This is a genomic window from Kitasatospora sp. NPDC001683, assembly GCF_053596495.1.
Window position 1 is genome coordinate 1 of the sequence record NZ_JBSFGK010000029.1, and the last position, 7,875, is coordinate 7,875.

The 7,875-nt window shown below is 70.6% G+C and carries 9 protein-coding genes and 1 pseudogene; 6 read left to right on the forward strand and 4 right to left on the reverse strand.

What is annotated here, in order from left to right:
• Both ACWCYO_RS17645 and ACWCYO_RS17650 read right to left on the reverse strand, forming a co-directional pair.
• The coding region (locus ACWCYO_RS17645) for an ATP-binding cassette domain-containing protein (RefSeq protein WP_449784748.1) at window positions 1-107 on the reverse strand (107 nt) is incomplete at its 3' end.
• Between the two features lie 42 nt (window positions 108-149).
• A complete protein-coding gene (locus tag ACWCYO_RS17650) occupies window positions 150-854 on the reverse strand; it encodes an AraC family transcriptional regulator (RefSeq protein WP_449784697.1) in 705 nt (234 codons plus the stop codon).
• A 185-nt stretch (window positions 855-1,039) separates the two neighbouring features.
• Here ACWCYO_RS17650 and ACWCYO_RS17655 point away from each other — a divergent pair, with 185 nt between their 5' ends.
• Window positions 1,040-1,795, forward strand: coding sequence for an alpha/beta fold hydrolase (locus ACWCYO_RS17655; protein WP_449784698.1), 756 nt, complete (start codon window positions 1,040-1,042; stop codon window positions 1,793-1,795).
• A gap of 161 nt (window positions 1,796-1,956) precedes the next feature.
• Here ACWCYO_RS17655 and ACWCYO_RS17660 read toward each other — a convergent pair whose 3' ends face one another.
• Window positions 1,957-2,700 carry a glycoside hydrolase domain-containing protein gene (locus ACWCYO_RS17660; protein WP_270148512.1) on the reverse strand — a complete coding sequence of 248 codons (744 nt, stop codon included), beginning with the start codon at window positions 2,698-2,700 and terminating at the stop codon, window positions 1,957-1,959.
• Between the two features lie 106 nt (window positions 2,701-2,806).
• Here ACWCYO_RS17660 and ACWCYO_RS17665 point away from each other — a divergent pair, with 106 nt between their 5' ends.
• The 3 genes from ACWCYO_RS17665 to ACWCYO_RS17675 all read left to right on the forward strand — a co-directional run bounded on the left by ACWCYO_RS17665 (window position 2,807) and on the right by ACWCYO_RS17675 (window position 5,311).
• The gene (locus ACWCYO_RS17665; RefSeq protein ID WP_270148510.1) at window positions 2,807-3,130 is read left to right on the forward strand and encodes a hypothetical protein; all 324 of its coding nucleotides are present in this window, start codon (window positions 2,807-2,809) and stop codon (window positions 3,128-3,130) included.
• 197 nt (window positions 3,131-3,327) lie between these two features.
• Window positions 3,328-4,557 carry a hypothetical protein gene (locus ACWCYO_RS17670; RefSeq protein ID WP_449784699.1) on the forward strand — a complete coding sequence of 410 codons (1,230 nt, stop codon included), beginning with the start codon at window positions 3,328-3,330 and terminating at the stop codon, window positions 4,555-4,557.
• Window positions 4,541-5,311 (forward strand): alpha-ketoglutarate-dependent dioxygenase AlkB, encoded by a 771-nt coding sequence (locus ACWCYO_RS17675; RefSeq protein ID WP_449784700.1) that lies wholly within the window; start codon window positions 4,541-4,543, stop codon window positions 5,309-5,311. Before ACWCYO_RS17670 ends, ACWCYO_RS17675 begins: the two co-directional genes overlap by 17 nt.
• Before the next feature lie 22 nt (window positions 5,312-5,333).
• On the opposite strand, the gene ACWCYO_RS17680 is transcribed toward ACWCYO_RS17675, so the two are convergent.
• Window positions 5,334-6,506: a permease gene (locus ACWCYO_RS17680; protein WP_449784701.1), complete on the reverse strand. Its 1,173-nt coding sequence runs from the start codon at window positions 6,504-6,506 to the stop codon at window positions 5,334-5,336.
• Window positions 6,507-6,986: 480 nt separating this feature from the next.
• On the opposite strand from ACWCYO_RS17680, the gene ACWCYO_RS17685 reads away from it, so the two are divergent.
• The gene (locus ACWCYO_RS17685) at window positions 6,987-7,175 is read left to right on the forward strand and encodes a hypothetical protein (RefSeq protein ID WP_449784702.1); all 189 of its coding nucleotides are present in this window, start codon (window positions 6,987-6,989) and stop codon (window positions 7,173-7,175) included.
• A 343-nt stretch (window positions 7,176-7,518) separates the two neighbouring features.
• A pseudogene (locus tag ACWCYO_RS17690) lies at window positions 7,519-7,875 on the forward strand (hypothetical protein); the annotation flags it as partial.

The window sequence follows — 7,875 nt, forward strand, 5'->3', positions numbered from 1 at the left end:
GTCGGCTCGTCGAGCAGCAGCAGGTCGGTCTCCTGGGCGAGCGCGAGCGCGATCCAGACCCGCTGGCGCTGCCCGCCGGAGAGAGGCCTCGCCGACTTCTCGCGCAACTCCTGCGCCCTGGGCCCGGATACCGGCGTTGAGGTGCGCGATCAGCGAGGCCGCCGGCTGGTCCGGTAGCGGCCCGGGGTCGTTCCGACGATGCCGGTGAACGCCGCGATGAAGCTGCTGGGGTTGGCCCATCCGCACGCATAGGCGGTCTGAACGGTGTCATGGCCGTCCGCGAGCAGCACCAGCGCGTGGTAGATCCGCAGCTGCGTGCGCCACTCGTAGAAGGTCATGCCGAGTTCGCTGCGGAACAGCCGACTCAGGGTGCGCGTACTGGCCCCGACCGTCCTCCCGAGTTCGGCCAGCGTGGCGTTGTCCGACGGCGTCTCGTACAGCACCCTCGCAATGGCCTTCAGCCGGTCGTCCCGTGGCTCCGGCAGGTGCAATGGCTCCTCATGCGCCTCGCGCAGTTCATCGACGAGGACGCGATGGAGCCGGGAACGCGCGGAGCGGCTGTACCCAGCCACGGCGTCGTCGTGGTTGCGGGGACCGGTCAGGGCGAGCAGGACCTCACGGGCGAGGTCGGAGGCCATGAACACCGCAGGGCGGTCCGGTAGGAGCCGGGCGTGGGCCGGCGCGAGGAAGACGATCCGCATGTCCGTGTCGCCGTGGGCGCGGTGGTGGTGGGCGAACCCACCCGGCGTCCAGGCGACCCGGTTGGCGGGGACGATCGACGTGCCGCGCTCGGTCTGCACCGCCAGCACCCCGCTGGCCGCGTACACCAGGTGTCCCCGCGCGTGCGACTGCACCCCACCCGTTCCGCCGGACGACCAGAGGTGGCGCCCGCCGGACGGCCACACCTGTGACGCCACACCGCCGCTGAGGCGAGCTTGGCCGTGAACGGGCATCAGTTGGCCTCCTGGCGCTAACGAGCCACACCTTGATCCGGTGAGACTACTTGCCCACGGCGCGACTTGAGAGACGGAGAAAGCCCATGTCGACATTCATCCTCGTGCCCGGCGCCTGGCACGGCGCCTGGTGTTTCGAGACGGTGGTCCCCTTGCTGGAACGGGCCGGCCACACCGTTCACGCCCTGACCCTGACCGGTCTGCGGCCGGACGACGACGAGGCGACGGTCGCCACCGCCAACCTCGACACCCACGCCGACGACGTGCTGCGGCTCCTCGACCGCGCCCGCCTCACCAACGTGACGCTGGTCGGCCACAGTTACGGTGGGATGGTGATCGCCGCCGCCGCCGACCGCGCCGCCGGCCGGATCTCTCGGCTCGTGCACCTCGACGCCTACGTCCCGCGCGACGGCGAGTCGTGCTGGTCGTCGGCGAACGAGGAATACCGGCAGCGGTTCGTCGTCGGCGCCGCGGCCACCGGCCACGCCGTCCGACCGCCGGACGGCGGCGATCCCCGCCGCCGCCCCCATCCCCTCGCCTCGCTCCTGCAGACGATCCGGCTCACCGGCGCGTTCGACCAGGTCCCCCGCCGGGAGTTCGTCTACTGCTCGGGCTGGGAGGACCGGACCCCGTTCGCCGCCACCCGCGCCCGCCTCCAAGCCGACCCCGGGTGGCGGGTCCACGATCTCCCGACCGTCCACAACGCCATGCGTGAGGCCCCGGAGGCGGTCGCCGCCATCCTGCTCGACGAAGTCGGCAGCGCCGAGGACGTGGCGGTCGAGCTGGCGGACGGACGGCTCACCGCCACGTTGACCGGCGACTGGCCGGGCGCGGACCGGTAGCTCGCACTCCCCGCCGTTCAAGGCGATCGTCCGCGACCACTGCCGCCGCGCGCTCCGTGCCCTCCCCCGACCGAGCGATGGCCCGACACGACCTGCTCGCCTCGTCGTGCGGGCAGGTGAAGGGCCACCGCTGGTCCCTGCCCCGGGTGGGGCCGGGAGCGTCAACCGATCACGGCGACCGGTCCGTTCCAGGCGTCGTGGTCGACGGTCAGGGATACGCCTCCGTAGTTCTCCTGCTGGTTGACCGCGTACTGGTGCCCCCGCCAGGGGCCGCTCCACTGGCCGGCCGGGAAGGGGAAGCCGGTGCTGGTGTCGGCCGTGCCGTCGTACTGGGCGTACCACAGGGCGTCCGGCAGGCCGGTCGCACCGGACGAGGCCGCCTGGCTCATGGCCAGGGCGCTGGACTTGCCGAAGCCGTAGAAGCCGGCCCAGTAGCCGTGGGCGTGCAGGGCCGCGTCCCAGGCCTGGACGTACGTCAGCACCGCGGCGCTGCACGCACTGTCCGCGGCGTTGTAGGCCTCCATGTCGAGGTAGATGGCGCTGCCCGTGCCCATGCCGAGGCCGGCGGCGCGGGCGACTGCGTCGCCACCGTCGGAGGAGCCGAGGGAGGCCGCGTTGGCGGCGGTGATCCGCTCCGGGTTGCCGGAGGTCTGGCAGGGCGGCTGCGCACCCACGTAGAGCGGGATCACCTGCCATCCGGTGGCGTGCACGGTGTGCACCCACGAGGAGGTCAGGTTCGGCTGCGAGCAGCCCCGGTTCTGGCCGCCGATGTAGACCGCGGCCGCGCCGTAGGGCGACTGGCCGTGCCACGCCTGCATCGCGGCCGCGGACGGTGCGGTGCAGGTGTCGAACGCCTTGCCGCTGAAGACGGCCGGTCCGCGCGCGGGCGCGGCGACGCTGTTCACCGGGGCCACTCCCTGACCGGCGGCGCCCGGAGCGGCAGCGGACGCGCTCGACGCCGCCGGATGCGACGAGGACACGGACGCCGAGGCCGACGCGGACCTGGACGGCGTGGCCGACGCCGACGGCGAGCCCGAACCGGACGGCGAGGCGGAGGCGCTGGGGCTCGCGCCGGCGCTGGTCGCGTCCGCAGTCGGCAGACCGGTCGTGGTGCCGGCGGCGGCACTGTCACCGGCGGCCGGGTGCGCCGCGGCGCTGCCGGTCGAGGAGGAGTGCCCGACCAACCCGGTGGTGACGAGCGTCGTCACGCCCGCGGCCAGGAGCACGCAGGCGGCGCCCAGCGCGATGGCCCGGCTGTTCCCGCGCCGTTGCGGGCGGGCGCGACGGGTGGTGGTGGTGCTGGAAATGTGCTGGTCGGACACGAACCGTTCCTGATGGGCGACTTGGACTAGGGGCACTGAATCGGATCATGGTGACAGAGCACCTCCCGGGCTTCACCACCGCCCCTCGCCGCTGTGCCGGGGGGGGTGCCGGAGTAGCGTCTGATCAACCGGATACCGTGCTTGCGCGAGAAGTCGGCCGGTCCGACTTCTCGCGCGACTCCAAGGGCAGCGAACGGCAGGTACCGCTCGATGTACACCGCAGACCGCACAGAAGCCCGCATCGAGGGTGCGAGCAACGTCCTGGTTGCCCCTTCGGCACTGCGGGGTCACGACTTGATCAGGGACTTCTTCGGGTCCACGATCACACCGGAGGACCTTGCTTCGGGTTCGCCCGACCTCGCGCAGAAGACCGTCTACCTCTGCGGTGACACGTCCGAGATCTCCGCCCGGCAACTGCACACCGCCGCGCGCGTGTTCGTCATCCGGGACCTGTCACCCGGCTACCACGAGGACGTCGACGGCCCCTGGCCCCTGGTCGACCTCGGCCGGGTCCCCGTCCGCGTGCACGGCGTCGGCGTCCACTACCGCCGCTTCTTCGACCTCGACGCCGATCACTTCGGACGGATCCGCGCGGAGCACACCTTCCAGTCCCTGACGGAGTCCACCAAACCCGGAACATCCCATCGCACCGGGATCTACCTCACGCCCGTCACCCGAGACGGTGACGAACTGCACTTCCGTCTGCTCCGCTGTTCCACCAACCTCTCGGGCCCGACCGAGAACTTCGGCCCCACCGACACCCACATCGTCGACGCCCTGAACCGCGAGGCCGCCACCGTCTTCCGGGACCACGCACCTCTCAACCACGTCCTCGCCCAGACCTACCACAACACCCACGCCACACCCGAGCGCAAGCAGTCCAAGGCCAAGATCTCGGCCCACGCCGACAAGACCAAGGACATGCCCGCCAACGGCATCATGGCCTTCTGCACCTTCTACGACCGGCTCGACAAGCTGCAGCCCCTGGGCGAGGACGCCTTCGACTACGGTGCGAAGGGTGTCAGCGGGCTGACCAGGCTCCGCTTCCGCCTCAAGGAGTCGGCCGAGGAACTCCCCGGGGGCACGCTCCCCCGGCAGTTCACCGTGACCCTCCATCCCGGCTCGGTGTTCTTCATGCCGTTGTCCACCAACCGCCTCTACACGCACGAGATCCGGCCCTCGGCACTGGACGCCGAGCTGCTCCCGACCCGCCTGGGGTACGTGGTGCGCTGCTCGAACACCGAAGCCGTTCACAAGGACGGCCGGACGTTCCTCAAATCAACAGGAAATCCGGTGGAGTTGGAGCCGCCCACACCGGCCGGCATGGACGAGCTGCGCAGGCTGTACGCCGAGGAGAACCGCACCTCGTCCGTCATCGACTACGGCAACCGGTTCCTCTTCAGCATGAACACGGGAGACTACCTTGCCCCCCGTGCCTAGGTTCTCGGACGAGATCCTCTCCTACGCCCTGCCCACCGAGGAGAACCTCTTCGCGGAGCTGTCCGCGTCGGCCCGCCTGGAAGAGCTGGGAAAGGGCCGCCGAGGCGCCACGCTCACCAGGGTCGACGAGACGGGCGGCGTGCCCCTCGTCCGTACCACCACTCGGTACACCAGCCCGGCGCAGCGCTTCCGAGCGGTGCACGAGCGGCTGGCGCAACGGATCCGAGAACTCGCCGCGCTTCCGGTCGACTTCAACAACGCCCTCATCGAGAGCTACACGAACGTCAACACCACCATGGGCGCTCATTCCGACCAGGCCCTCGATCTGGCCGACGAGTCGTTCATCGCCGTCTTCTCCTGCTACCGACATCCCGAAGCGGGCCCGCCGAGGAAGCTGATCGTCGAATCGAAGGAGTCCGGCGGCGAGAGGTTCGAGATCCCCCTCACCCACAACGGCTTCGTCACGTTCTCCGTCGAGTCGAACCGGCGCCTCAGGCACAAGATCGTCCTGGACAAGCCCGTCCCGACAGCCGACAACGTCTGGCTGGGCCTGACCTTCCGCACCTCGAAGACCCTCGTTCGCTTCCGCGACGGACGCCCGCACCTCCCGCAGGGCGCCCGCCTCACCTCGGCCGACGACGAGCAGAGCCGCGAGTTCTACCGACTCCGGCGCCGTGAGAATCAGGAAACGGACTTCACCTATCCCCCGCTGACGTACACCGTCAGCGAGAGCGATCTGCTGCCGCCCGTGTGAACGTCATCGCGCGCACACCCCCTCAGTGGTGGCCGTGATGCCCGTGGCCCGCGTGGTCAGCGGCGGCCGGGGCGCCGCCCATCATGCGGAGCATCGCCGCGCCGCCGGTGCGGAAGAAGCGGGTGAGCAGGGCCGCGGCCACCAGCAGGAAGGCGATGTTGAGCCAGGTGGTGTAGTTCCACTCGATGCCCGCCATCGGGATCTCGGCGTTCCGCTGGTCGGGCACCAGGCCGAGGCCGCCGAAGAGGAACTCGACCGCGTAGCCAGCCAGCGCCATGGCCGTGTAGAACGTGCCGAGCAGGAAGAGGGTCATCCGGGGGCCGTAGTACTTCCGGTAGATGTTCAGGATGGGCAGGATCAGCAGGTCCGCGAAGACGAACGCGACCACGCCGCCGAAGCTGATCCCGCCCTTCCACAGCACCACCGCCAGCGGCACGTTGCCGATCGAGCAGACGAAGGAGGCGATGGCCACCAGCGGCCCGATCAACGGTCCCCACAGCTTGCCGGCCAGCGGGTGGTCGGCGAAGAAGAAGGCCTGCCAGAACGAGTCGGGGACCCACGCGGCGATCGCGCCCGCGATCAGCAGGCCGATCACCAGGTCCTTGAGGATGGCCGCCCACTCCATCACGAACACGTGCGACACGGAGGTGAGGCCGCGCGCGGACAGCAGCCGACGGGCGAAGGAGCCCTCGCCCGCGACCGACATGTCCATCGCCGCGTGCCCCTCCATCGAGCCCGCTCGCCCGAACTCGGCCTGCTCACGGGCCTCTTGGAGCAGGCGGTCACGCAGCAGCAGCCGGAACAGCACGGCCAGCAGCAGGATCATCACCGGCCCGCCGACGAACTCGGCCGCCGTGAACTGCCAGCCCAGCAACAGGGCCAGGATGACGCCGAGTTCGACCACCAGGTTGGTGGAGGCGATCTCGAAGGCCATCGCCGCGGTGAAGTTCGCGCCCTTGCGGAACAGCGAGCGGGCCAGCGCGACGGCCGCGTACGAGCAGGAGGAGGAGGCCGCGCCGAGGGCGGCGGCGACCGCGAGGGTGCGCGGGCGGTCGTCGCCGAGCAGCCGCACCACCGTCGACTTGTGGACCACCGCCTGCACCACGGCGGAGAGCAGGAAGCCGAGGATCAGCGCCCAGGTGATCTCCCAGGTCATCGATCCGGCGATGGACAGCGCGTGCAGGATCGCGTGCATGTGGTCGTCCGCCTTCCTCGGTCGGTCGTCCGCCTTCCGCAGCTCCGGACGGCCTCCTACCATATACCCGTATGGGGTATTCAGGAACCGTGACGCGCCGACACCCGCCATCGACCCCGAGAACGTCGACGCGGGCGCCATCCTCGCCCGCGGCTCCGCCCTGGCCCGCCCCTACACCGCGCTCTACGACTACTGCTGGCACACCTCCGCCGTCCTCGGCCGCACCGAGCAGTGCTCGCCGCGTGTTCCTCCGGGGGGCCGTCCGTCTTGGCGCCGGTGCCGGCTCCACCCACCGGCCGGCCGGACACGGAGCTCGCCATCCCCGCCCTCAACGAGCCGGCCACGCCACCTCCCCGTACCCGACCAGCACGGTGACCCTCACGGGCGGGCAACGGCTCGGCGTCCAGCTCGTCGACAGCATGACGGCCTGGGCCTGGGAGCTCACCGCTACGGGCGACGGCCCGTGGTGGTCCGGATGTCGTGACCGAGCCCTGCCCACAGGACTCGATCGGCTGCCCGGGGGTCGACCAGACCTTCACCGCCGTCGCGCCCGGCACCACCACGCTGACCTGGACGTTCGTCGACCGGGGCAAGTGCCTGGGGTCGAGCCCGAATCCGTCGCTCGGGTGCGGCCGCGTCACCAAGAGCATCCAGGTCACGGTCCACTGATACCCCCCGGGGCTGCGCCGGGGCGGTAGGCCACCCGGGCGATCGCCCTCACCCTGATCGCCGTCCTGGTCCCGATCCGGCGAAGGCGCTGGGCTGTCGAGCGCGGTCCGGGACGGATCACGGTGCGCTGACCGCCACTCAGAACCGCGCGTCGCTTTCCAAGGGACCGCGATCCACCAGGCCTCAGATCTTTGATCGGTATGCGACATGTGCCGCAATTCCACCTGGCTGGACCCATGGCGTCACACCTTGGACATATCCGAAATGCCAGCCATAAGAGCTCTCGTTACGTTCATCGCAGATCGGGCGCCTGGCCGGCGTCCGCGCGACAGAGAGAAGTGACATGTTCACGCGCACACTAACTGTGACCGCTGCCGGAATAGGCGCGACGGTCCTTGCAGCCACCGGCATCACCTACGCCTCGTCCTCCGAATCCACTCCGGCACCCCCGCCCGTCCAGCCGACAGCCCAGCCTGCGGCCCCGCCTGCCCAACAAGCCGCCCCGGCCGCGGCCGCCTCTGGCGGCGGCAACGCAGGCGGAGAGAAGGCGGGCGCCTCTGGCGGCGGCAACGCAGGCGGAGAGAAGAACGACAACCGCGGACACGAGGGCGGCGAACACGGCGACCGCGGCCACGAAGGCGGCGGACGCGAAGGCGGCGGACGCGAAGGCGGCGGACGCGAAGGCGGCGGCCACGAGGGC

What these genes read in the sequence shown, in the direction of transcription:
- ACWCYO_RS17670 (WP_449784699.1), top strand. Translation starts at nt 3,328, where the DNA reads ATGTACACCGCAGACCGCACAGAAGCCCGCATCGAGGGTGCGAGCAAC.
- ACWCYO_RS17655 (WP_449784698.1), top strand. Translation starts at nt 1,040, where the DNA reads ATGTCGACATTCATCCTCGTGCCCGGCGCCTGGCACGGCGCCTGGTGT.
- ACWCYO_RS17680 (WP_449784701.1), bottom strand. Translation starts at nt 6,506, where the DNA reads ATGCACGCGATCCTGCACGCGCTGTCCATCGCCGGATCGATGACCTGG.